23 protein-coding genes are annotated in these 24,227 nt (G+C 53.4%); 6 read left to right on the top strand and 17 right to left on the bottom strand.

Going from position 1 to position 24,227, the window contains the following annotated elements:
• Positions 1 to 2: 2 nt before the first annotated feature.
• The 7 genes from tatB to udp all read right to left on the bottom strand — a co-directional run bounded on the left by tatB (position 3) and on the right by udp (position 6,326).
• A complete protein-coding gene (tatB, locus tag OGY18_RS05050; protein ID WP_003828913.1) occupies positions 3 to 551 on the bottom strand; it encodes a Sec-independent protein translocase protein TatB in 549 nt (182 codons plus the stop codon).
• Positions 552 to 554: 3 nt separating this feature from the next.
• Positions 555 to 809, bottom strand: a complete 255-nt coding sequence (gene tatA, locus OGY18_RS05045; RefSeq protein ID WP_003017888.1) for a Sec-independent protein translocase subunit TatA — start codon at positions 807 to 809, stop codon at positions 555 to 557.
• A 78-nt stretch (positions 810 to 887) separates the two neighbouring features.
• Positions 888 to 2,528 (bottom strand): ubiquinone biosynthesis regulatory protein kinase UbiB, encoded by a 1,641-nt coding sequence (gene ubiB, locus OGY18_RS05040; RefSeq protein ID WP_003828916.1) that lies wholly within the window; start codon positions 2,526 to 2,528, stop codon positions 888 to 890.
• On the bottom strand, positions 2,525 to 3,130 hold the full coding sequence (ubiJ, locus tag OGY18_RS05035; protein ID WP_003828918.1) for a ubiquinone biosynthesis protein UbiJ: 606 nt from the start codon (positions 3,128 to 3,130) through the stop codon (positions 2,525 to 2,527). Before ubiJ ends, ubiB begins: the two co-directional genes overlap by 4 nt.
• 13 nt (positions 3,131 to 3,143) lie before the next feature.
• On the bottom strand, positions 3,144 to 3,899 hold the full coding sequence (gene ubiE, locus OGY18_RS05030; RefSeq protein ID WP_003017897.1) for a bifunctional demethylmenaquinone methyltransferase/2-methoxy-6-polyprenyl-1,4-benzoquinol methylase UbiE: 756 nt from the start codon (positions 3,897 to 3,899) through the stop codon (positions 3,144 to 3,146).
• Positions 3,900 to 3,993: 94 nt separating this feature from the next.
• Positions 3,994 to 5,424 carry a DNA recombination protein RmuC gene (gene rmuC / locus OGY18_RS05025; protein WP_191235891.1) on the bottom strand — a complete coding sequence of 477 codons (1,431 nt, stop codon included), beginning with the start codon at positions 5,422 to 5,424 and terminating at the stop codon, positions 3,994 to 3,996.
• Between the two features lie 140 nt (positions 5,425 to 5,564).
• Complete coding sequence (udp, locus tag OGY18_RS05020; RefSeq protein WP_003828923.1) at positions 5,565 to 6,326, bottom strand: uridine phosphorylase; 762 nt, start codon at positions 6,324 to 6,326, stop codon at positions 5,565 to 5,567.
• A gap of 265 nt (positions 6,327 to 6,591) precedes the next feature.
• Between udp and OGY18_RS05015 the strand changes: the two genes are divergently transcribed.
• The gene (locus OGY18_RS05015; RefSeq protein ID WP_003828924.1) at positions 6,592 to 7,398 is read left to right on the top strand and encodes a dienelactone hydrolase family protein; all 807 of its coding nucleotides are present in this window, start codon (positions 6,592 to 6,594) and stop codon (positions 7,396 to 7,398) included.
• 97 nt (positions 7,399 to 7,495) lie between these two features.
• Here OGY18_RS05015 and metE read toward each other — a convergent pair whose 3' ends face one another.
• Positions 7,496 to 9,757, bottom strand: coding sequence for a 5-methyltetrahydropteroyltriglutamate--homocysteine S-methyltransferase (gene metE, locus OGY18_RS05010; protein WP_286552086.1), 2,262 nt, complete (start codon positions 9,755 to 9,757; stop codon positions 7,496 to 7,498).
• A gap of 248 nt (positions 9,758 to 10,005) precedes the next feature.
• Here metE and metR point away from each other — a divergent pair, with 248 nt between their 5' ends.
• On the top strand, positions 10,006 to 10,959 hold the full coding sequence (gene metR / locus OGY18_RS05005; RefSeq protein WP_003828928.1) for an HTH-type transcriptional regulator MetR: 954 nt from the start codon (positions 10,006 to 10,008) through the stop codon (positions 10,957 to 10,959).
• Here the strand turns inward: metR and OGY18_RS05000 are convergent.
• From OGY18_RS05000 to pldB, 3 genes are all read right to left on the bottom strand, one after another.
• The gene (locus OGY18_RS05000; RefSeq protein ID WP_003828930.1) at positions 10,847 to 11,746 is read right to left on the bottom strand and encodes a carboxylate/amino acid/amine transporter; all 900 of its coding nucleotides are present in this window, start codon (positions 11,744 to 11,746) and stop codon (positions 10,847 to 10,849) included. The genes metR and OGY18_RS05000 overlap by 113 nt on opposite strands.
• A gap of 79 nt (positions 11,747 to 11,825) precedes the next feature.
• Positions 11,826 to 12,626, bottom strand: coding sequence for a sugar/pyridoxal phosphate phosphatase YigL (gene yigL, locus OGY18_RS04995; RefSeq protein WP_008787091.1), 801 nt, complete (start codon positions 12,624 to 12,626; stop codon positions 11,826 to 11,828).
• Positions 12,627 to 12,641: 15 nt separating this feature from the next.
• Positions 12,642 to 13,658: a lysophospholipase L2 gene (gene pldB / locus OGY18_RS04990; protein WP_286552083.1), complete on the bottom strand. Its 1,017-nt coding sequence runs from the start codon at positions 13,656 to 13,658 to the stop codon at positions 12,642 to 12,644.
• A gap of 110 nt (positions 13,659 to 13,768) precedes the next feature.
• Here pldB and rhtB point away from each other — a divergent pair, with 110 nt between their 5' ends.
• The gene (rhtB, locus tag OGY18_RS04985) at positions 13,769 to 14,389 is read left to right on the top strand and encodes a homoserine/homoserine lactone efflux protein (protein WP_149282087.1); all 621 of its coding nucleotides are present in this window, start codon (positions 13,769 to 13,771) and stop codon (positions 14,387 to 14,389) included.
• A 162-nt stretch (positions 14,390 to 14,551) separates the two neighbouring features.
• Entirely contained in the window at positions 14,552 to 15,436 is an 885-nt protein-coding gene (locus OGY18_RS04980) for an Rpn family recombination-promoting nuclease/putative transposase (protein ID WP_057067471.1), read from the top strand.
• A 38-nt stretch (positions 15,437 to 15,474) separates the two neighbouring features.
• Here the strand turns inward: OGY18_RS04980 and rhtC are convergent, their stop codons facing one another.
• From rhtC to pldA, 3 genes are all read right to left on the bottom strand, one after another.
• On the bottom strand, positions 15,475 to 16,095 hold the full coding sequence (rhtC, locus tag OGY18_RS04975) for a threonine export protein RhtC (RefSeq protein WP_003828942.1): 621 nt from the start codon (positions 16,093 to 16,095) through the stop codon (positions 15,475 to 15,477).
• Between the two features lie 61 nt (positions 16,096 to 16,156).
• Positions 16,157 to 17,986 (bottom strand): ATP-dependent DNA helicase RecQ, encoded by a 1,830-nt coding sequence (gene recQ / locus OGY18_RS04970; protein WP_008787089.1) that lies wholly within the window; start codon positions 17,984 to 17,986, stop codon positions 16,157 to 16,159.
• A gap of 88 nt (positions 17,987 to 18,074) precedes the next feature.
• Entirely contained in the window at positions 18,075 to 18,944 is an 870-nt protein-coding gene (pldA, locus tag OGY18_RS04965; RefSeq protein ID WP_149282085.1) for a phospholipase A, read from the bottom strand.
• Positions 18,945 to 19,109: 165 nt separating this feature from the next.
• On the opposite strand from pldA, the gene yigI reads away from it, so the two are divergent.
• Positions 19,110 to 19,577: an acyl-CoA thioesterase YigI gene (gene yigI, locus OGY18_RS04960; RefSeq protein ID WP_003828949.1), complete on the top strand. Its 468-nt coding sequence runs from the start codon at positions 19,110 to 19,112 to the stop codon at positions 19,575 to 19,577.
• A 51-nt stretch (positions 19,578 to 19,628) separates the two neighbouring features.
• Entirely contained in the window at positions 19,629 to 20,522 is an 894-nt protein-coding gene (gene rarD / locus OGY18_RS04955; RefSeq protein WP_003828953.1) for an EamA family transporter RarD, read from the top strand.
• A gap of 73 nt (positions 20,523 to 20,595) precedes the next feature.
• Here the strand turns inward: rarD and corA are convergent, their stop codons facing one another.
• From corA to uvrD, 3 genes are all read right to left on the bottom strand, one after another.
• Entirely contained in the window at positions 20,596 to 21,546 is a 951-nt protein-coding gene (gene corA, locus OGY18_RS04950; protein WP_003017920.1) for a magnesium/cobalt transporter CorA, read from the bottom strand.
• A 154-nt stretch (positions 21,547 to 21,700) separates the two neighbouring features.
• Positions 21,701 to 21,757, bottom strand: a complete 57-nt coding sequence (gene ysgD, locus OGY18_RS04945) for a YsgD/CorL family protein (RefSeq protein ID WP_212723238.1) — start codon at positions 21,755 to 21,757, stop codon at positions 21,701 to 21,703.
• A 247-nt stretch (positions 21,758 to 22,004) separates the two neighbouring features.
• Entirely contained in the window at positions 22,005 to 24,167 is a 2,163-nt protein-coding gene (uvrD, locus tag OGY18_RS04940) for a DNA helicase II (RefSeq protein ID WP_003828957.1), read from the bottom strand.
• Positions 24,168 to 24,227: the final 60 nt, after the last annotated feature.

Genomic DNA, 24,227 nt, shown 5'->3' with positions numbered 1-24,227 from the left:
GTTTACGGTTTATCACTCGACGAGGGGGAGGATTCGACAACAGGTGCGGCAGCTTTCTTTTCTGCATCCATCAACGTGGCGGAAGTGTTTTCCGTCTGCTCTGGCGTTTTAGCACCCGCGGATTCCGGTTTTTGCTCCGGCGAACTGGCCTGGTTTTCAGCGGCGGCAGGGGTGACCCCTTCTCGCTGCGCTTCACCGTCTTTCACCACCGGATTATGGATAGTGTGCGCTTCATCGCTCGCTTTCTCAGGATCGTGCACACTGTAAGAACGCTTCATCGATTCCGCAGCCTCACGCAGCTCATCCATTGACGCTTTCAGCTCCGGGGTCAGATTTGTCAGGCTCGCTTTCTCTACTTTCTTCAGGCTGTCCTGAAACTCCTGAAGCTTAAGCTCCTGGGTCAGTTCATTCTGAACAGTAGTTGCAAGGGAACGCAAAGCGCGAACCCAGCCAGCAACCGTTTTTACCGCTACAGGTAATCGTTGCGGCCCCAGAACAATGAGGCCGATCACGAACACCAATAACAGTTCGCTAAAACCGATATCAAACACGGATTATACCTGCTCTTTATCTTGGCTTTTGGCGTCTTCCTTTTTCACTTCACCCTGCTTATCGGTGATGGATTTAGCAGTAAAATCAGCGTCCTGGCTGGTTTTATCTTGCTTAGGCTCATCATCACCCATCGCTTTTTTGAAGCCTTTGATCGACGCGCCAAGATCGGAACCGATGGAGCCGAGTTTCTTGGTGCCAAATAGCAGTACAACGATGACGGCAATGATCAACAACTGCCAAATACTGATACCACCCATACATGTTCCTCTGTCATAGATGATGAATTAATAAGGCCGTAGTATACGTTACACGACCTGCCTTGGGCGATGAAAAATTCAGCGCATTTTGCGCCAGCCGATCAACCAGGCTATGACGCCTCCCGCCATTAACCAGCCCGGCATAAGCCCCCACTCAGGGCGGCTTACCAGCAGGAATGTTCCACTTAGCAACAATGTTGCGCCAATGCCCAATAAATAACGGGATTGTCCCTGGCGTACATGATTCGCGTGAAGCTCGCGGGCAATCTTATCAACACTGTGCTGTAAATATTTGCCCTGGCGCAAACTGTCATACACCAGTTCAGGTATTTCTGGCATTTTTTCGACCCAGAACGGTGCTTTTTCTTTAAATGCCCTAACGAGCGCCGGAATACCGACCTGATCTTTAATCCAGGATTCGAGGAATGGCTTAGCCGTTTTCCACAAATCTAACTGCGGGTAGAGTTGTCGTCCGACACCTTCTACGTACAGCAGCGTCTTCTGGAGCAATACCAGTTGAGGCTGAACTTCCATATTGAAGCGGCGCGCAGTGTTGAACAGATTCAGCAGCACGTGACCAAAGGAAATCTCCGCCAGCGGTTTTTCAAAAATCGGCTCGCACACGGTACGAATGGCAAATTCAAACTCTTCTACGTTGGTATCCGGCGGAACCCAACCAGAATCCACGTGCAGTTCAGCAACTTTGCGGTAATCGCGGTTAAAGAACGCAATGAAGTTTTCAGCCAGGTAACGCTTATCTTCTTTGTTTAAAGAGCCCACAATCCCACAATCAATACCAATGTATTTCGGGTTTTCAGGGTGCTCATAACTGACAAAAATGTTCCCGGGGTGCATATCCGCATGGAAAAAGCTGTCGCGGAATACCTGAGTAAAGAAGACCTGAACACCACGCTCGGCCAACAATTTCATATTGGTGCCGTTCTTCTCAAGCGTGGTGACATCTGAAACCGGGATGCCGTAAATGCGCTCCATCACCATCATGTTCTGACTGCAATAGTCGGAATACACTTCCGGGATGTACAGCATCGGACTATCTTCAAAATTACGTCGTAGCTGAATGGCGTTCGCCGATTCGCGCAGCAGATTCAGTTCATCGATCAACGTTTTTTCATATTCACGGACGACTTCTGTTGGTCGCAGGCGACGCCCATCTGGCAGCAGACGAGGAACCCAACGAGCCAGGCGGTAGATCAGTTTTAAATCCGCTTTGATGACCGGAAGTATGTCCGGGCGAATAACTTTGATCACCACCTCTTTGCCATTCGATTTCAACCGCGCAGTGTGGACCTGAGCAACAGACGCAGATGCCAGCGGCGTGATCTCAAAATCATCAAACCATTCCTCGACGGGCAGCCCGCCCATAGCCTCTTCGATTTGTTTTTTCGCTCTAAGCCCATCGAACGGGGCAACCCGATCCTGCAATAGCGCAAGCTGATCGGCGATGTGCGGAGGGAAAAGGTCACGACGGGTAGAGAGCATTTGCCCAAACTTGATCCACACCGGGCCGAGTTCCTGTAAAGCCAGTCTCAGCCTTTCTCCCAGCGGTTTATCTTTATGTCGGTTGGGCATCCAGAACAACGAGTAACGCCACAACCGAAGCGGCAGCGTGATTCGCATTTTGGGGATGAGTTCATCAAGACCGTAGCTTAAAAAAGTGCGAATGATGAAATAAAGGCGCCGTACTTCACCTGGCGTCATTTGGCCTCCAGTTTTTCCAGCCGTTTGGCCAGAGATTCAACCGCGCGCTCAACGGCTGCCGTTTCTTCAGCAAACCATGCAACCTCTAGTGGACCAGGAGCCATGCGCCACTCTTCGGTGATCGCTTCGGCGACATAGCGCTGCTGGCGCTGAAAGTTATGGCACAGGAACTTCGCTCCACCACGCAAGACTTTGCTGACCCCTTCTGCGACGATATCGCCGGTATAGGGTGCTAACAGTTCTGCAGGATCCAACTCCGCCAGATCGGCCAGCGCAACAAAGTTCTGTACTACCTGGATATCGCCCTGGACTTCCAGCTCACCGCTGCGGATAAGCGTGGTGAGTTGCTGTCGGTCACGCAATTTCGGTAACACACTGGCATATGTGATTACGGTGCAATCGGCTTCGCCTTCCCATGCCCCCAGCACATCGACCTGGCGCTCGCTAAACACCAGGACTAACGGTGTTGAAAATCCTTTGAGATCAACACGCAGCACCTTCCCTTGTAAACGCGTTCTGGCTGACTTCAGCGCAGGAGAACGGTACAGAAAGGTGTTGAGCAGATTTTCAACGCCTGCGGTTACTAAGGGTTTTAAAGGCATCCCCACTCTCCTGTCAGAACTTGTAACCACGATGCAGCGCAACGACACCTGCTGTCAGGTTGTAGTAATCAACGCTTTCGAACCCGGCATCTTGCATCATTGCTTTTAAGGTGTCCTGATCGGGATGCATACGGATGGACTCCGCCAAATAACGGTAGCTGTCCGCATCGCTTGCTACCATTGAACCTATGCGCGGCAGAACATGGAAAGAGTATGCGTCGTAGGCTTTGCTCAACGGTTCGATGATGGGTTTGGAGAATTCCAGCACCAGTAGACGTCCGCCCGGCTTCAATACGCGGTACATGGAGCGCAATGCTTTGTCTTTATCCGTTACGTTGCGCAGACCGAAAGAGATGGTGATGCAGTCAAACGTGTTGTCAGGGAAAGGTAATGCTTCCGCATTCGCCTGAACGTACTCAACGTTACCTACCACGCCAATATTACGCAGCTTTTCGCGACCCATTTTGAGCATTGAGTCATTGATATCCGCCAGCACAACTTTGCCGGTTTCACCAACCATGCGAGAGAATTTCGCCGTCAGATCGCCGGTACCGCCTGCTAAATCGAGAACGGTTTGCCCGCGACGCACGCCACTGCAATCAATGGTGAAGCGCTTCCACAAACGATGAATGCCAAATGACATTAAGTCATTCATAACGTCATATTTAGACGCCACAGAATGAAAAACGTGGGCCACCATGTCAGCTTTCTGCTCTTTAGCGACGGTCTGAAAGCCAAAGTGCGTCGTTTCTTGTGAATTATCCACCATCTCAGTGCCTGCTCATCCAAAAAATGTTCGAGAAGTGTAACAGATTGGGCCAATTTGCCCTACCCTTCTACCGGGTTCAACTACCCCAAATGGACTAGTTTGATTGCTGATTTATCGCTTCATCCTCGGGGTAAGACGCATCTTGTTGCGTCTCAGGGACCGAGCGCAAGCGGTATTCTTCATCCTGTGTAGTAGCTTGTTCAGCCAGCTCAGGATTAATCTCGCGCTTAATTTCCACGCCTAAACTACGAAACGCTTCTGCCTGCGACAGGACGTTTCCACGACCGGAAGAGAGTTTTTTCATCGCCTGTCGGTAGTTGTCCTGGGCTTTGTCCAGGCTTTGGCCTATTGCCGACATATCATCCACAAACAACCGCATCTTGTCATAAAGTTTGCTGGCCCGATCGGCAATTTGTTGCGCATTACGACTCTGATGCTCGTAGCGCCACAGGTTGGCGATCGTGCGCAATGCCACCAACAGCGTGGTAGGGCTCACCAGCATAATGTTATTTCTAAGCGCTTCGGTAATCAGTTCGGGCTGTCTGTCGAGCGCCAGCAAAAAAGCGGGCTCAACGGGGATAAACATCAACACATAGTCAAGCGTACGCAGCCCAGGAAGCTGCTGATAATCTTTGCGACCCAGTAGTCGAATATGGTTGCGCACCGAGGCGATGTGCTCCTGCAATGCACTTTCGCGGGTGTATTCATCTTCTGCGTTAAAATAGCGCTCATAGGCGACCAGCGTCATTTTCGCATCGATCACCACATCTTTACCCTGCGGTAGCCGAACGATGACATCAGGCTGCATTCGCGAACGGGCGTCGTTTTCGATGCTAACCTGGGTTTCATATTCATAACCTTCACGCAGACCAGAGGCTTCGAGTACCCGCGTGAGTACAACCTCTCCCCAGTTACCCTGCGTTTTGTTATCGCCTTTTAATGCCCGCGTCAGGTTTACCGCTTCCTGCGCCATCTGCGCATTCAGTTGCTGGAGATTACGAATTTCGTGTGCCAGGGTATGGCGTTCTTGCGCCTCTTTACCAAAGCTATCCTGAACTTGGCGACGAAAACCGTCCAGTTGTTCACGAAGCGGCGCAAGCAGGCTGTTCAGACTTTGGCGATTTTGCTCATCAACACGGCGGTTGCTGTGCTCAAAAATACGATTCGCCAGATTTTCAAACTGTTCGCTCAGACGCTGTTCGCTGTTGATCATCTGGCGGATTTTATCTTCCGCATGCTGTTGGGTTGCTTCCAGCCGGGTAGTGACTTCACGGAGATCGGCTTCCAGAGAGGTGTTGATACTGTTCAGACTGCGTAATTCGTTATTGAGTAGTTCGCACTCATCACGCCAGTGAGCTTCCTGCGAGAGCTGCTGGCGAGCGGCGCTTAGCGCAATATCCAGTTCACGTCGCTCTTCGATGAGGTCGGCACGGATTTGATCGGCGCGTGCTTTTGTCGCCAGCCACCCTACCAGTAGCCCTGCGGCTAACGCCAACACGGCACTCATCATAATTGAAATATCCACAACGCCCCCTTACAGCAACGACTTACCCGCACAAAATAGAATTGTGCTGTATAAACGTCCAGTTTAAAAGGAATTTCCTGCGAGGCACTACGCAAAATAAAAAGGCCGAACGCGTCGGCCTTTTTGAATAGAAGGGGGAATTACAGTAAACGACGCGCGGCTTCAACCACGATTTTCACCGCGTGACTTTCCGTTTGTTTCATCGTTTCCGCATTAGGGATCTCTTGCTGAGTACGGTTCACGATAACACCTGCGACCATACCGGCACGCAGACCCTGGCTTGCGCACATGGTCAGCAGCGTAGCAGATTCCATTTCGTAGTTCATGACGCCCATAGACTGCCACTCTTCCATTGAGCCTTTGAAACGGCTCACGACGCGACCAGAGAAGGTGTCATAACGCTCCTGGCCTGGGTAGAAGGTGTCAGAAGATGCGGTAACGCCCACGTGAGTAGTGGCGCCGATAGATTTCGCCGCTTCCACCAGCGCGGTGGTGCACTCGAAGTCCGCAACGGCCGGGAATTCCATTGGCGCGAAGTGCAGGCTTGCACCGTCCAGACGAACAGATGCCGTGGTAACCAGTACATCACCTACGTTGATATGCGGCTGGATAGCACCAGTCGTACCGATACGCAGGAAGGTACGAATGCCCAGCTGTGCCAGTTCTTCTACGGCAATAGAGGTGGATGGGCCGCCGATACCGGTAGAGCAAACGATCACGGCTTTACCATCCAGCTCAGCACGCCAGGTGGTGAACTCGCGATGAGATGCCAGCTTAACCGGCTTATCCATCAGCGCGGCGATCTTTTCCACACGCTCCGGGTCGCCAGGGACGATAGCAAGCGTAGCCCCTTGTAAATCGTTCTTAGTGAGGCCGAGATGAAAAACATCAGACTTAGACATAAAAACTCCTCTGTGAATCGGTTTTGTCAGAAGAAGCAAAAACACACTTTACCGAAGGCATAAACATATTTTCGTGACAGTCATCACTATGATGTAAATAAATTGCATTCAATTACCATCAAAAAGTGATGCATGTCACATAAATGATGTGATGTAAGGAAGCCCTGCACAAAAGATAGCCCGTTTAAGGCAATGTGGTTCGTTGCATGTGTCTATAGTTAACAATGCGCTTTTTGGCTGAATATTTAAGGGTACGGAGAATACCATGACAACACGACAATCTGGCTTTGCACCTGCTGTATCTCCACCGACGTCTACCACGGTTCACACCCCGGATAATGCAATTATCGCCGGGGTAACGTCCATACCTTCACAAGGCGATGATATGCCAGCGTATCACGCACGACCAAAACAGACTGATGGCCTGCTGCCCGTAGTCATTGTCGTGCAGGAGATATTTGGTATTCATGAACACATTCGTGACGTTTGCCGTCGTCTGGCTCTGGAAGGGTATCTGGCTATCGCACCAGAACTCTATTTTCGCGAAGGCGATCCCAATGACTTTGCCGATATCCCTACGCTGCTTAGTGGCCTTGTCGCCAAAGTGCCCGACTCTCAGGTACTGGCCGATCTGGACCACGTCGCTAGCTGGGCCTCCCGCAACGGAGGAGATGCGCACCAGTTGATGATCACCGGATTTTGCTGGGGTGGGCGCATCACCTGGCTGTATGCCGCACATAATCCGCAGTTAAAAGCGGCCGTGGCGTGGTATGGCAAACTGGTGGGTGATAAAACCCTCAACTCGCCAAAACATCCCGTTGATATCGCAACCGATCTTAACGCCCCCGTTTTGGGGCTTTATGGCGGCCAGGACACCAGCATTCCGCAAGATACCGTTGAAACAATGCGCCAGGCACTGCGCGCCGCCAATGCTAAAGCGGAAATCGTGGTCTATCCCGATGCCGGACATGCGTTCAACGCCGATTATCGCCCGAGCTATCACGAAGAGTCCGCGAAAGACGGTTGGCAGAGAATGCTGGAGTGGTTCGTGCAATACGGTGGGAAGAAATAAACGTTAATTGCCCGGTGGCAGCGACGCCTGACCAGGCCTACAACTATTGCGATTTCCTGTAACCCGGGTAAGCGCCAGCGCTTCCCCGGGCACCGAATTACGCCTGACGCAAATTCTGCGCCGCTTTGACCATGTTCGCCAGCGCGGCACGGGTTTCCGGCCAGCCGCGGGTTTTCAGGCCGCAGTCCGGGTTCACCCACAGACGTTCTGCTGGAATGCGCAGCTCGGCTTTCTTCAACAGGGCTTCAATCCACTCCACGCTCGGGACGTTCGGCGAGTGAATATCGTATACGCCCGGCCCGATTTCGTTCGGATAGTCGAACTCTTCAAACGATTCCAGCAACTCCATATCAGAGCGCGAGGTTTCAATGGTAATCACGTCCGCATCCAGCGCCGCAATGGAGTCCATGATGTCGTTGAACTCGCAATAACACATGTGGGTGTGGATCTGGGTTTCATCCTTCGCTACCGCCGCGTTAATGCGGAAGGCTTCCACGCCCCACTCCAGATACGCCGCCCAGTCGCTGCGACGCAGCGGCAGACCTTCGCGCAGTGCCGGTTCATCAATCTGGATGATGCCGATACCCGCCGCTTCCAGATCCGCCACTTCATCACGCAGCGCCAGCGCAATCTGCTTCGCGATGGTTTTACGCGTCACGTCTTCACGCGGGAATGACCAGCAGAGAATGGTCACCGGACCGGTCAGCATGCCTTTTACCGGTTTGTCGGTCAGCGACTGGGCATATTTCGCCCACTCCACGGTGATCGCTTCCGGGCGGCTGACGTCGCCAATCACCACCGGCGGCTTCACGCAGCGAGAGCCGTAGCTCTGCACCCAACCGTTCTGGGTAAAGACGAAACCGTCCAGGTGCTCACCAAAGTATTCGACCATGTCATTACGCTCGGCTTCACCGTGTACCAGCACGTCGAGACCCAGACGTTCCTGTTCAACAATCGCCTGTTTGATATGTTCCGCAATTCCGGTGCGATAGTTACCAGCATCCAGGTTGCCCTTTTTGAAGTCCAGGCGCAGGCCGCGAATTTCTGTGGTTTGCGGGAATGAACCGATAGTCGTAGTCGGCCATGCCGGCAGATTAAAGCGGGCACGTTGCGCCTCGGCGCGAACCGGGTAAGCGTTAGCGCGCTGGCTGTCCTGGGCGGTGATTGCCGCCAGACGTTTTTCCACTGCGGCGTTGTGTACGCGGGTAGAGTGACGACGAGCCTGAATCGGTGCGCTCCACTCGGCAATTGCCGCCGTATCACCGCTATTCAACGCATCGCGCAGCAGCGCCAGCTCGCCGCATTTTTGCAGGGCGAAGGCAAACCAGCTCTTCACTTCTGCATCAAGGCGGGTTTCAACACTGAGATCGATTGGGCTGTGCAGCAGGGAGCAGGAAGAAGCCACCCACAGGTTACGTTTCCCGACGATATCTTTGATTTGTGCGTATTTTTCGCTGAGATCGGCACGCCAGACGTTGCGGCCGTTCACCAGCCCCGCTGACAGCAGCCAGTCGGCAGGCAGACGTTTATGCAACTCGGCTGCATCATCTTTGCCGTGCACGAAGTCAACGTGCAGTCCCTGCACCGGCAGGGCGGTAATGGTATCCAGGTTTGGCGTTACGCCTTCGAAGTAGGTGGTCAGCAGCAGCTTCACCTGACCCGTCAGCGCGTCATAAGCTGGTTTGAAGGCCTCCAGCCACGCTTGCGGCAATTCCAGCACCAGAGCGGGTTCGTCAATCTGCACCCACTCAATACCGCGTTTCGCCAGCTCGGCCAGCACCTGCTGGTAAACCGGCAGAATGTCGTTCAACAGGCTCAGACGGTCAAACTGCTCGCCTTTCACTTTACCCAACCACAGGTAGGTTACCGGCCCCAGCAACACAGGCTTCACTTTGTGACCGAGCGCCAGCGCTTCGTCCACATCATCCAGCAGTTGGGTCCAGGTCAGTTTGAACTGCTGACCTTTAGTGAACTCTGGCACCATGTAATGATAGTTGGTGTTAAACCATTTGGTCATTTCTGCCGCCGCCGCGGGTTCACCCGTTGGTGCGCGGCCACGGCCAATGCGGAATAAGGTATCGATATCGACCGAGCCGTCTTTATTTTGATGGCGAGCCGGAACGTTGCCGAGCAGCAGGCTAGTAGTCAGCACGTGATCGTACCAGGCAAAATCACCCACCGGCAGCAGGTCAACGCCCGCCTGCTTCTGCTGATCCCAGTGGCGGGCACGCAGCTCGCGGCCAACGGTCAGCAAATCTTCACGGGAAGAATTTCCCGCCCAGTAGCTTTCTTGCGCTTTCTTCAACTCGCGACGCAGGCCAACGCGAGGGAAACCGAGGGTGTGATTCAATATTGTCATTTTTCTTCCTCTCTTATTTTATTGAATCTGAAGCAAAAACTCTAAATAGTTCGGTTTGCAGGAAGGCGGCGACACAGCGCATCCCCAGGAGCTTACTGAAGTAAGTGACTGGGGCAAGCGAGGAAGCCAACGCATCTGCAAGCCGAAATATGACGAGTTTTGGACGTCCAGATGTTTACACATCCATAATTGGCGGTTACTGTATATTCCTCAAGCGCAATTTATTCATGCCGAAGTGAAGGACTTTCATGATCGAGATTAAACACCTGAAAACGCTCCAGGCGTTGCGGAATAGTGGTTCTCTGGCAGCCGCTGCGGCGACGTTGCATCAGACCCAATCCGCCCTTTCTCACCAGTTCAGCGATCTGGAGCAGCGCCTTGGCTTTCGACTTTTTATCCGTAAAAGCCAGCCTCTGCGCTTTACGCCGCAGGGAGAAATCCTGCTGCAGTTAGCCAGTCAGGTGTTGCCGCAAATTGGTCGTGCGCTGCAGGCCTGCAACGAACCGCAGCAAACCAGGTTGCGAATCGCGATTGAATGTCACAGTTGTATTCAATGGCTGACGCCCGCGCTGGAGAATTTTCGTGCTAACTGGCCGCAGGTGGAGATGGACTTTAAATCCGGCGTGACGTTCGATCCGCAACCAGCGCTACAGCAGGATGAGCTGGATCTGGTGTTAACCTCCGACATCTTGCCGCGCAGCGGATTGCACTACTCGCCGATGTTCGATTTTGAAGTCCGCCTGGTACTGGCGCCTGACCATCCGTTGGCTAGCAAAACGCAAATCACGCCAGAAGATTTGGCCAGCGAGACGCTGCTCATTTACCCGGTGCAACGGAGTCGACTGGATGTATGGCGGCATTTCCTGCAACCTGCAGGCGTTAGTCCGTCGCTGAAAAGCGTGGATAACACCTTGCTGCTGATTCAGATGGTTGCAGCCAGAATGGGTATCGCGGCGTTACCGCACTGGGTGGTGGAGAGTTTTGAACGCCAGGGCCTGGTAGTGACCAAAACCCTGGGTGATGGATTGTGGAGCCGACTGTACGCCGCCGTGCGTGATGGCGAGCAGCGACAGCCGGTCACAGAAGCGTTTATTCGCTCAGCGCGGAATCACGCCTGCGATCACCTGCCGTTTGTACGGAGTGCGGAACGACCCACTTTCGATGTACCCACAGTGAAGCCACTATCACAGCCGCACCAATGATGAAGCTTGGCCAGTGAGGTTGTTGATGCCAGATAGCCAGGTTAACCAACAGTCCGGCAGGGACATGCATATTGTTCATGATGCCCAGCGTGCCCGCATCCACCTGGGTCGCACCGTAGTTCCACATAAAGTAACCAATGCCGGACGCCGCCACGCCAAGAAAGACCAGAATTCCCCACTGTAGCGTGGTTGCAGGCATTTTCTGCGCATTGCCCAGCATGAACCAGGCCACGACAGCCACCATAAAGGCGCCCATATAAAACCAGGCAAAGGCGTTGTGCTGCGGCATTGGCCGCGTCTCCATCAGACGTTTATAGCCCACCATACCAATGGCAAAGCTGATATTGGACAACTGCACCAGCAGCAGACCGGTCCAGAAGTGGCTGGTCACCTGATCGTAACGAATGATCCCCGCACCAATCACCGCCAGTAACGCACTAAAGGCGTAACTCCAGCGCAGACGACGTCCGCTCATCAGATCATAAATCAGCGTAATGTAGAGCGGCGTCAGCACGGTAAAGAGCAGCAGTTCTGAAACCGTCAGGTACAGATAGGCGTGAAAACTCAGCATGTACATAATGCCAAGCTGCATGGCACCCACCAGCATATACAGCCCGATCGTTTTTACGCTGTGCCCACGAGTACGTAGAAACGGCAGGAACACCAGCGCAGCCAGCCCAACGCGCACCAGCACCGCAAAATAGCTATCGACATGACCGGCAAGGTACTCGCCAAACAGGCTAAAGGAAAAGGCCCACAGAATTGTGGTAATGATGAGTAACGCCACAATGGATGTCTCTTAACAAAAGGTACACCCATTGTAGCGAAGTTTTTAGTTGACAACTGGTCAACTAACAAACAGAAGGTTACTGCAAAAACAGTTCACGCAGATAGTGTGGCACGGCATCGTCGGCATTAAGACCAATGACTTCCAGTTCCGGGTGCAGATCCTTCAGGCGCTGGTGGGCGTTGCCCATGATGCAGCCTTTACCTGCCATGGAGAGCATTTCCGCATCGTTCATCCCGTCGCCAAAGGCGATGCAGTCTTTCAGGCTGTAGCCCATCGCTTTTGCTACCGCTTCCAGCGCATGACCTTTCGATACGCCGCCAGCCATGACTTCCAGACAGGTAAGCGTAGAGAAGCTGACGTTAACGCGATCGCCCCAGCGGGCGTTAATCGCCTGCTCCAGCGGCAGTAGCCTTTCGTGAGAGTCGGTGGTGAAGAACACTTTGCTGACGCCCTCAGGCTCCAGTAATGCAGGTTCAAACAGTGAATAGTTAAACACCGCTTCTTTGAAGAAACGCATTTCGTCCGGACGATGGCGATTCATAAACCACTCATCATCGCGATAAACGTTGGTCACGATGTCCGGGTTTGCATTCACTACGCCAAACAGGTCGCTGGCAATATCGCGATCCAGGTTATGGGAAAACACCAGATTCCCGTCAGAATCATGCACGCGCGCGCCGTTAGACGTGATCATGTAGGTTTTAATGCCGAGGTTATCGCGAATTTGCCCCACATCAACATGATGACGGCCTGTCGCAAACACGAAGTTAACGCCACGAGCGGTCAATAACTTCAGCGTCTCTTTGGCATAAGGGGACAAAGTATGGTCGGGAGAAAGCAGCGTACCGTCTAAATCAGACGCAACAACCTGATACATAAGAAAATTCAACCTCTAGGCAAAGCGGGTTCCGCTGGATGAGTTATGCTTGTCGAAAAATTCGACAATAGCGTTAAGCGCGACTGAGCGCATTGCGTCCTTTTCAAAAAGGATCTCATGGTACGCGCCTTTGATGACAAGCGGCTGACCCCCTTCTACAGGATGGCCTGCTGCGGCGCGGAGTTCACAAAAACGATCGTGCATGCGGTTATCTACCACCCGCTCTTCTTCAGCCTGAATCAGCAGCGTCGGCGTCGCGTCGTCTCCTGCTCCGGCCAGAACCTGTTCGCCTGCCAGAATACCTTCACGAACCCAGTGGTAGGTGGGGCCGCCAACGCGCAGTCGCGGCTCATCCGCATAGAAGCGCAGATTGCGCCGATAGCGCTGTCGACTATGCGTTAACGCATTCATACCGAATGGCAGCGCCCGCCAGCGCCCGGTTCCCATCGCATAGCCTTCGCGGATCCGCGGATGCCCTTCAGCCCAGTCCAGAATATGGCGTACCATCCAGTCGGGAAAGCGCATCACAATACCAAACATCGGCGCACAAAGCGCGATAGCATCACACTGATTCGGGTGGTGCTGCAGGAACAATGTGGCAATCGCACCGCCCATAGAATGCGCCAGGATATAGCGTTTTCTCCACGGACCGGGTAGCACTTCCTGCTGCCAGAAGGCGGTTAGATCGTCGACATAATCATTAAAGTTATCGACATGACCGCGGTGCGGATCCGAAAGCATACGCCCGGAACGCCCCTGGCCACGGTGATCGATAATGAGAACGTCAAAACCAGAATGAAACAGGTCATACGCCAGTTCAGCGTATTTCACGTAACTTTCAATGCGCCCAGGACAGACGACGATGACGCGATCGTTTTTTTCTGCATGAAAACGAACAAAATGTACGGGAATATCATCCACGCCCGTAAATTCCGCTTCTTCCCGCTGACGCCAGAAATCTGTCAGTGGCCCCATGGAAAAAGCAGCAAACGCGTTTTCTCTTGTTTCCCAGTCTTTTTGCTGCTGAAACATCGGGTATCCAGCCTCGCTGACCAAGTAAAATCGTTTTTTTCGCCGTCACTGACACAACCTAACGGCAGTAGCGTATTGTGGCATAAAAATAGACAATCCGGGAGTTTCTCATGACCTTTGAATGGTGGTTCGCCTACCTGCTGACCTCTATTATTTTGAGCTTGTCCCCAGGCTCTGGCGCAATCAATACCATGACCACCGCCATCAGCCACGGATATCACGGTGCCAGCGCGTCGATTGCGGGTTTGCAGACCGGGTTGGGTATTCATATCGTTCTGGTTGGCGTAGGACTGGGAACGCTATTTTCACGTTCGGTGATCGCATTTGAGGTGCTGAAGTGGGCGGGAGCGGCCTATCTGATTTGGCTGGGTATTCAGCAATGGCGCGCGGCGGGTGCTATCGATCTGAACACTATGGCAAATACGCAATCGCGCAGTCGGCTGTTCAAACGCGCGGTCTTTGTTAATCTGACCAATCCCAAGAGCATAGTTTTTCTTGCCGCTCTGTTCCCGCAGTTCATCCTGCCGCAGGAACCGCAGTTGATGCAGTACGTGGTGCTTGGCGTCACAACCATCGTGGTCGATATCATTGTGATGATCGGTTACGCGACGTTGGCAACGCGCATTGCAGGCTGGATTAAAGGGCCAAAGCAAATGAAGGCGCTCAACAAAGTGTTTGGCTCGCTATTTATGCTGATAGGCGCCCTGCTGGCATCGGCAAGGCATGCCTAGCAAATGGAACGGCTCTCGCAAAGAAATGCTAACAGTATGAGCGCCTGAACATGACTTTCCGTACTTTGCCGCAAAGGGAGAAAAGCCTTATATTCTGCACTGTTAGACGTTAATTGCTAATGTCAGAATGCCGCCACATTCACCTTTCTCGGATGATTAACGATGGCGGAAGCAACAACACCACATGACGCAGTATTTAAGACCTTCCTCTCCCGCGTGGAAACTGCGCGGGACTTTATCGAACTTCATCTTCCGCCCTCGCTGATCAAAATCTGCAAACTGGATACGCTCCGTCTGGAATCAGGCAGTTTTGTGGAGGACGATCTGCGTCCCTATTTCAGCGATATTCTCTACTCACTGGAAACCACCAGCGGGCATGGCTATGTACACGTGCTCATTGAGCATCAAAGCTCACCGGACAAGCATATGTCATTTCGTCTGATGCGCTACGCTATCGCAGCGATGCAACGTCATCTTGAGGCGGGAAACGACACTCTGCCGCTGGTTATTCCTGTTCTCTTTTACCATGGCAAGCAAAGCCCATGGCAAGGCTCAATGAACTGGCTGGATCACTTTGAGGATTCTGGAACCGCCCTTCAACTTTACAGCACACCATTTCCGTTGGTGGATGTGACGGTTATTCCAGATGATGAGATCATGCAGCATCGTAGTATGGCAGCGCTGACATTAGTACAAAAACACATTCGCCAGCGCGACATGGCGCAGTTGCTGGATAAACTTACCCGCCTGTTTATGCTGGAGAAGATGAGCGGACAACAAATAACCGTGCTGGTAAACTACATGGTGCAAGCAGGGAATACACAAGATGTTCAGACATTATTGTATAAGCTGGCACAGCGGGTGCCGCAGCATGGAGAAAAACTGATGACAATGGCGGATCAACTAAAGCAGATAGGCCGTGAAGAAGGGAGGCGCATTGCCCTTACTGATGTAGCAAAAGCGATGCTCAAGCGAGGTCTTGATACCGACGCGATTATGGAAATGACCGGCCTTTCGAAGGATGAGCTACAGAAGCTTGCGCAATAAGCCGCATACCGCCTGGGACTCCCAGGCGGGCAACAAACTTAGCGCGAAATAATCAGATGGATACCGAAGCCTGCGAACAGCGCGCCGGCAAAACCATCAATCCACTTCGCCAGACGCTGATAGCCACGACGCATTTTCGGAAGTGCAAACAGGCTGGCGACCACGGTAAACCACGCCAGTGTTTCCACGATGATCAGGGCAAAGATCCCCCAGCGCGCGCCCGTGCCCACGTTGTCGCCAACGAACAATGAGAATACGGAGCCAAAATAGATAATGGCTTTAGGGTTCGCCAGGTTGGTCAGCAGACCTTTCAAAAAGCTGCGTCCGCTCTGCGCCAGCTCCACCTGCGGAGTGGGCGCTGCAACATCCTGTTTTTTAAACGCGCCGCGCAGCATCTGATAACCCATCCAGCACAGATACAGCCCCCCGCCGACCATAATAATGGTATGCAGCCAGGCCATTTTTTCGATAATCAGATGCAGGCCGAGCAGTGCCACGCCAGCCCAGACCATGACGCCGCAGGTAATGCCCAGCACGCCCATCATAGCTTCTTTGCGCGAACGGCTAACCGCAGTTTGAGAAACAAAAAAGAAATCGGGACCGGGGCTCATCAGCGCAACGATATGCACCAACGCAACGGTGAAAAATAGCGTTAACATAAATGACTCGCGGGGGAATAGTTCAGTGAGTCACCATCCTGGCACTTTTTTGCCCGGCTGACTACTCTTCGTCGTCACCATCAACGTGTGCGCGAATAAGCGCCATAAACTCTTTACCGAAACGCTCAAGTTTACGCATCCCCACACCGTTGACGCTTAGCATTTCACTCGGTGAAACCGGCATCTGCTCCGCCATTTCAATCAGCGTGGCGTCGTTGAACACCACGTACGGCGGAATGTTCTCTTCGTCGGCAATGGCTTTACGCAGCTTACGCAATTTGGCGAACAGTTTGCGGTCGTAGTTACCACCGAAGGATTTCTGCATCGCACGCGGTTTCAGCGCCACAATACGCGGTACAGCAAGCTGTAACGCAACGTCACCGCGCAACACCGGACGCGCGGCTTCGGTTAGCTGTAACGCGGAGTGATGAGCAATATTCTGCGTCACCAGGCCCAGGTGAATAAGCTGGCGAATAACGCTCACCCAGTGTTCGTGGCTTTGCTCGCGACCAATGCCATAGACCGGCAGTTTGTCATGAGCCAGTTCGCGAATACGCTGGTTATTCGCTCCGCGCAGCACTTCCACGACGTATCCCATGCCGAAGCGTTGGTTAACACGGTAAATCGTCGACAGCGCTTTGCGCGCATCCATAAGTCCGTCGTACTGTTTTGGCGGGTCGAGACAGATATCGCAGTTGCCACACGGCTCCTGGCGCCCTTCGCCAAAATAGTTCAGCAACACCAGACGACGACAGGTCTGCGCCTCGGCAAACGCCCCCATCGCATTGAGCTTATGACGTTCGATATCCAGCAGTTGCCCGGCGGGTTTCTCTTCGAGGCAACGGCGTAGCCATGCCATATCAGCCGGATCGTAAAACAGCATCGCTTCCGCCGGCAGGCCATCACGCCCGGCGCGGCCGGTTTCCTGGTAATAGGATTCGATGTTACGCGGAATATCGAAATGCACCACGAAGCGTACGTTAGGTTTGTTGATCCCCATACCGAACGCCACGGTCGCCACTACGATTTGTAGGTCATCACGCTGGAATTTCTCCTGCACCTCGGCGCGTACGGCATTTTCCAGCCCGGCATGATAAGCCCCGGCGCTGATGCCACGGCTTTGCAGACGCGCGGCGGTGTCTTCGACTTTGGCGCGACTGTTACAATAGATAATGCCAGACTTACCGCGCTGCTCTTGCACGTAGCGCATCAGCTGATCGAGCGGCTTAAACTTCTCCATCAGCATGTAGCGAATGTTCGGGCGGTCAAAGCTGCTGATCTGAATTAACGGATCGTTCAGTCCCAGCAGACGCACAATGTCCAGCCGGGTTGTCTCATCCGCGGTCGCGGTCAGCGCCACAAACGGCAGGGTTGGGAAACGCTGACGTAACTGGCCCAGCGCAGCGTACTCGGGGCGGAAATCATGCCCCCACTGCGAAATACAGTGCGCTTCATCAACCGCCAGCAGTACCGGATTCCAGTGCGCCAGATGCTCAAGGAAGTTATCCAGCATCAGGCGTTCGGGCGCAATATACAGTAAGCGAATCTGCCCGCTGCGACAGCCCGCCATCACCTCAAGCTGCTGTTCACGACTTTGAGTAGAATTCAGGCACGCCGCCGCCACGCCGTTGGCCAGCAGTTGATCGACCTGATCTTTCATCAGGGAAATCAGCGGGGAAACAACAACGGTGAGTCCGTTTAGCAATAATGCGGGAATTTGATAGCACAGGGATTTACCGCCGCCGGTCGGCATAACGACCAGGCAGTCGCGACCAGAGAGCACGGTATCAATGATTTCTTCCTGACCGGGGCGAAACTGTTGGTAGCCAAAGGTTTCCTGCAAAACCTGTTTAGCGCCCATTTCCAGATTCAACACTTCCGCCTGCGCCACATTAACCCCATTCGCCCGAAATAAAAACAGGCGCTATTTTCAGCGCCTGAGAGAGAAACTGCAATGATTAAAATACTCTCAATACTTATCAGAAGATATCGTTGAGCATCACGCCCACACCAACACGCGTCTGATTGAAGTTGTAGTCAATCAGCGATTCGCCGTAACCACTGTAGACCTGAGTGTATAGACGCACATGCTTCGTGATGGGGTAACTGGCCCCCAGCTCTGCGCCGCCGTAGCCGGTATTCCAGTTGTACTGGCCTTTCACGCTGATAACCGCGTCACCCAAGTGATACCCCATTTTCAGCTGATAGTAGCCCATGTATTTAGTGATATCAGGGTTATCGTCGGTGCTACCAATCACGTACCACGGCTTAACTTCCACCAGCCAGTTACCATTTTCAGCCATCAGACGGGTATAAAGACGGTTCCAGCTACGTGAAGTGGGATCGGATCGGCCGTTGGAGTCATGGTTATAACCCATTTCGACATCACGAAGCGTCCAACCGGCAAAGCGATAGTCTGTGGCGAAACCGAGGAACAATTGCGGTTCGTAGTTGGTTTCGCGAAACGGTGAAGACTCTTCACTGTTCGAAAGCTGCCACCAGGACTTCTGGGTATAGGAACCGCCAAGTACCGAGTTTGGGCCTAATATCCCGCGCCAGAGCGGAAACGCCAGGCTTAACTGAAACTTAACCTCATCTTTGCGCGCATTTTCGGACCAGCTATAACTGCTGATCGCCTCTTTGTTCATGTCGCTGGTATTGGTGTAGATAAGATAGTTGGTGTCATAAGGATAAAGCGTGAAAGGGTTGTCATGTTCCTGCAGCATATTGGCGATAATACTGCCACGAACTGTCGGTGCATCATGAATCTCTTTCACTGTCGCTTCCTGCGCATACGCGGTCAACGGCAGCATGACTGCTGGTAGTAACCATCCCAGAATCGCCCGCATCGGTCATGTTCTCCTGAACCAAAATATTGATGAATTGTATAATTATCTGGCAAGTATTCTACATACTTAGCGAGTTCCTCGTTAGTTATCCCGTCCTAAAGTAGAAAACAACAAATAATAAGCATAATATCAACATTTCATTAACCATTGAGATGTAGGGATCGTATGTCTGCCGTACTTACTGCTGAGGAAGCGCTGAAGTTAGTGGGTGAAATGTTTGTCTATCATATGCCGTTTAACCGGGCGCTGGGACTGGAGCTCGAACGCTATGAGAAAGAATTTGCTCAATTAGCCTTTAATAACCAACCGATGATGGTCGGCAACTGGGCGCAAAGCATTCTGCATGGCGGCGTGATCGCCTCGGCACTGGACGTCGCCGCGGGGCTGGTATGCGTTGGGAGTACGCTGACCCGCCATGAAACGATCAGCGAGGACGAACTGCGTCAGCGAATGTCACGCATGGGCACAATCGATTTGCGTGTTGATTATCTGCGCCCCGGAAGAGGGAGCCGCTTTACCGCCACCAGTAGCCTGCTGCGGGCGGGCAATAAAGTCGCTGTGGCGCGCGTGGAACTGCATAACGAAGAACAGCTTTATATTGCCAGCGCAACCGCCACTTATATGGTGGGGTAAGTGCCTAAAAAAAGGTAAACTGCTGTTACATTTCTGCAATGAGTTTTCCCGATGGATGCTAAACAAACGCGGCAGGGCGTGCTACTCGCTCTTGCTGCTTATTTTATTTGGGGTATCGCTCCTGCCTACTTCAAGCTGATTTACTATGTCCCGGCAGATGAGATCCTGACGCACCGCGTCATCTGGTCGTTTTTCTTTATGGTGGTACTGATGAGCATCAGTCGCCAGTGGTCGGGCGTCAAAACGCTACTACAAACGCCAAAGAAGATTTTCCTGCTGGCGCTCTCTGCCGTGCTCATCGGCGGAAACTGGCTGCTGTTCATTTGGGCGGTCAATAATCACCATATGCTGGAAGCCAGCCTCGGCTATTTTATTAACCCACTGGTGAATATTGTGCTGGGAATGCTATTCCTCGGTGAGCGCTTTCGTCGCATGCAGTGGCTGGCGGTACTGTTAGCCGCCTGCGGCGTGCTGGTACAGCTGTGGACCTTCGGATCGCTGCCAATAATCGCGCTGGGACTGGCGTTCAGCTTTGCGTTCTATGGGCTGGTGCGCAAGAAGATTGCCGTCGAAGCACAAACCGGCATGCTGATCGAAACCCTGTGGCTTTTACCTGTCGCCGCCATCTATCTGTTTGGCATTGCGGACAGCTCAACCAGCCATATGGGGCAAAACCCCATGTCGCTCAACCTGCTGTTGATTGCCGCGGGTGTCGTGACCACCATTCCGCTGTTGTGCTTTACCGGCGCGGCAACCCGCCTGCGTCTGTCAACGCTGGGATTCTTCCAGTATATCGGGCCTACGCTGATGTTCCTGCTGGCCGTCACCTTCTATGGTGAAGTTCCGGGAACGGATAAAATGGTCACGTTTGCGTTTATCTGGGTGGCGCTGGCGATTTTCGTGATGGATGCGATTTATACGCAACGACGGGTTCGTCGGAGCTAGGGGAGTGCCGGATGGCGCTTCGCTTATCCGGCCTACAAAAGCACATCGCCGTAGGCCGGATAAAGTACAGTGATTACAGCCAGTTCTTGCGCTTAAAGTACAGATATGGCGCCAGACCCGCGAGCATCATAAAGACAATCGCGCCCGGGTAACCGAAGCTCCAGTGCAATTCCGGCATAAACTCAAAGTTCATCCCGTAGCTGGAAGCCACCAGCGTCGGCGGCAGGAATACCACAGAAACCACCGAGAAGATCTTGATGATGCGGTTCTGCTCGATGTTGATAAAGCCCATCGCCGCCTGCATCAGGAAGTTAACCTTCTGGAACAGCGATTCATTATGCGGCAGCAGGGACTCGATATCGCGCAGGATCTCACGCGCCTGCTCCAGCTGACTGCCCGGCAAACGCGCTTTACGTACAAGGAAGTTCAACGCGCGCTGGGTATCCATCAGACACAGACGTACCTTCCAGCCGATATCTTCCAGTTCCGCCAATGTCGACAGCGCTTCGTCATACTCATCGCCCTGACGCCCTTCCATGATCACACGGCTGAGTTTTTCCAGGTCGCTGTAGATGTTTTCGATCTCATCCGCCAGCTGTTCAATTTTGGTTTCGAACAGGTCGAGCAACAGCTCGTAGGCGTTGCCATCCACCATCGCCTGGTTACGCGCACGCATGCGGTACAGGCGGAAGGCCGGCAGTTCGCGCTCGCGCAGAGTAAACAGGCGGCCTTCGCGAATGGTAAATGCGACGGTTGAGTTACCTGCGTGATCGTCGGCGTCTTCGTAAAAGAAGAAGGAGTGGATGTGCAGACCGTCTTCGTCTTCAAAAAAACGTGCGGATGCTTCGATGTCTTCCAGTTCAGGGCGCGTAGCCAGATTCTGGCCCAAGTCCTTTTGCACACGGTTTCGTTCTTCGTCATCCGGCTCGACTAAATCGACCCAGACCGAACTGGCCAGGTGCTCGATCTCGTCTGCCTCAAGGCGAGTTAAACGATTGTTTTCCAGTTGAAATGCGCTCAGCATGACCGGGACTCCCAATGCAAAAAATTATCGGACAGTTCGGAGGGCACACAGAAACAAATTGGGTTTCAGACCATTAAACAGCCTGACTCAGCGCGACGGGAAAAAACAGAAGGTCGCTGACAACCGCGAAGGCTATCAGCAAAAAGGGATAGCCTTAGGAGTTGATCCTGGATGACAGGATAATGAGCCAGTATCTACTGGGTGTGTCCAAGGCGAATGTCCTCTTAGCGTAATCGTGCGCGCATGTTACGCCAGCAAAATTTTGACGTCAACACGCAACGGATGGCGAAAAAGTAATAATTTCCCCTTATACAGAAAGGTTAGCAGAGGGGAATTATTTATCTATGATTTCAGAATATTAACCGACAGATAGCCGGATGGCGGCTTCGCCTTATCCGGCCTACAAATCAAAATATTACGTTCTGCGTAGGCCTGATAAGCGCAGCGACATCAGGCGATCATACCGTTTCCAGTCTGGCGTAGGCAGCAACCAGCCATTTGATCCCCTGCCCCTGGAATGCGACCTGCAAACGACTGTGTTCGCCGCTTCCTTCCAGATTAACGATGGTGCCCTCGCCAAACTTAGCGTGGCGCACGCGCTGGCCGAGCTTGTAGCCGGTATCATTTTCCGCCATTGGCGTGCCCATCCGCTGATGACTCACCGGGCGGCTAACCGTGGCACGCAGGCGAACCTCTTCAACGCACGCTTCCGGCAGTTCGCCGATAAAGCGCGACGGACGATGGTAAACCTCTTTGCCGTACAGACGACGCGTCTCGGCATAGGTCAGCGTCAGCTTCTGCATCGCGCGGGTTACACCGACGTAAGCAAGGCGGCGCTCTTCTTCGAGGCGACCACCTTCGTCCAGCGACATCTGGCTGGGGAACATGCCTTCTTCCATTCCCACGATAAACACCTGCGGGAACTCCAGACCTTTCGCCGAGTGCAGCGTCATCAGCTGTACCGCGTCCTGCCAGGTATCCGCCTGCCCTTCGCCCGCTTCCAGCGCGGCGTGAGACAGGAACGCCTGCAGCGGCATTAAGTCTTCGTCTTCTTCGTTGTAGCTGAACTGGCGCGTTGCCGTCACCAGTTCGTCTAAGTTTTCGATACGCGTCTGGCCTTTCTCACCTTTTTCCTGCTCGTACATCATGCGCAGGCCGGAGTCTTTAATCACCCGGTCAGTCTGCACGTGCAGCGGCATATCGGCGGTCTCCTGCGCCAGTGCGTCAATCAGCTCCATAAAGCGCTGTAAGGCGCTGGCGGCGCGACCCGCGAGGGCTTTTTCCTGCAACAGCTCACGACAGGCCTGCCACAGTGTTAGCTGGCGGTCACGGGAGGTCTGACGCACCACATCTAAAGTACGATCGCCAATCCCGCGGGTTGGCGTATTCACCACGCGCTCAAACGCGGCGTCGTCATTGCGGTTGGCGATCAGGCGCAGGTAAGAGAGCGCATCTTTGATTTCCTGGCGTTCGAAGAAGCGCATCCCGCCATAGATCCGATACGGCATGCTAGCCTGTAACAACGCCTCTTCCAGTACGCGCGACTGGGCGTTACTGCGATAAAGAATGGCGCACTGTTCCAGCGCTCCGCCGTTGTCCTGCCAGGTCTTGATGCGATTGACCACAAAGCGCGCTTCATCAAGCTCGTTGAACGCGCAGTACAGCGAGATCGGTTCGCCGTCGACGCCGTCGGTCCACAGTTTTTTACCCAGACGCCCGTTGTTGTTTTCAATCAGGGCGTTGGCCGCGCTGAGGATATTGTTAGTCGAGCGGTAGTTTTGCTCCAGGCGAATAGTTTCTGCGCCGGGGAAGTCAGTGAGGAAGCGCTGGATGTTCTCCACCTGCGCTCCGCGCCAGCCATAGATCGACTGATCGTCATCGCCGACGATCATTACCTTGCCGGTATCGCCCGCCAGCAGGCGGATCCACGCGTACTGAATGTTGTTGGTATCCTGGAATTCATCCACCAGGATATTGGTAAAGCGTTCGCGGTAGTGCTGCAGGATATGCGGCTTGTTAAGCCACAGTTCATGGGCGCGCAGCAGCAACTCGGCGAAATCCACCAGCCCCGCGCGGTCACACGCTTCCTGGTAAGCCTGATACACTTTCTGCCAGGTTTGCTCAACCGGGTTGCCGTAGCTTTGCAGGTGATGCGGACGCAGCCCTTCATCTTTCTGGCTGTTGATGAACCACATCGCCTGACGCGGCGGCCACTGCTTCTCATCCAGGTTCATCGCCTTGATCAGACGCTTGAGCAGACGCAGTTGGTCTTCGCTGTCGAGGATCTGAAAATCCTGCGGCAGGTTTGCATCCATATGGTGCGCGCGCAGCAGACGGTGCGCCAGACCGTGGAATGTCCCCACCCACATACCGCCCTGGCTGGTTCCCATGATCTGGCCGATACGGTGGCGCATTTCCGCCGCCGCTTTGTTGGTAAAGGTCACCGCCATAATGGAGTACGGCGAGTTGTTCTCAACCGTCAGTAACCAGGCGATACGGTGCACCAGCACGCGCGTTTTACCACTCCCCGCGCCTGCCAGAACCAGCATGTTGCTGCGTGGCGCGGCCACCGCTTCACGCTGTTTATCATTAAGGCTGTCGAGCAGGTAAGAAACGTCCATTGGCACCGCCGCGTAAAAGTAGGTAAGGCGGATAAGCGTAGCGCCATCCGCCAAAAAGCT

The organism is Citrobacter sp. Cpo142 (genome assembly GCF_030332425.1).
Taxonomy (GTDB): Bacteria; Pseudomonadota; Gammaproteobacteria; order Enterobacterales; family Enterobacteriaceae; genus Citrobacter; species Citrobacter portucalensis.
The sequence above is the reverse complement of the archived record's forward strand: the minus strand, read 5'-3'. Positions and strand labels throughout refer to the sequence as shown.